The organism is Streptomyces sp. P9(2023) (assembly GCF_032436795.1).
Lineage (GTDB): Bacteria > Actinomycetota > Actinomycetes > Streptomycetales > Streptomycetaceae > Streptomyces.
This window is the reverse complement of the sequence record NZ_JAUPWM010000699.1, coordinates 1-251: the sequence shown is the minus strand read 5'-3', so window position 1 is coordinate 251 and position 251 is coordinate 1. Positions and strand designations below refer to the sequence as shown.

1 protein-coding gene is annotated in these 251 nt (G+C 64.1%); it reads left to right on the top strand.

Going from position 1 to position 251, the window contains the following annotated elements:
- On the top strand, window positions 1-251 hold a 251-nt coding region (locus Q5762_RS39155), incomplete at both ends, for an aminotransferase class I/II-fold pyridoxal phosphate-dependent enzyme (protein WP_315897086.1).

Here is a 251-nt window from a genome sequence, read left to right as displayed (position 1 = left end):
GCCTTTACAGCATGGATGGCGACCGCGCGCCGCTGGCCGATTTGGCCGAACTTGCTGACGTGCATGGATTTTTGGTCGTGGATGAGGCCCATGCCACCGGTGTTTTTGGCCCGCAGGGGCGCGGACTGGCGCATGATCTGGAAGGCCGGGACAATGTGCTGACGCTGCACACGCTTGGCAAGGCGCTGGGTGGGTCGGGCGCGCTGATCTGCGGACCGAAGCTGTTGCGGGACTTCATGGTCAACCGCAGC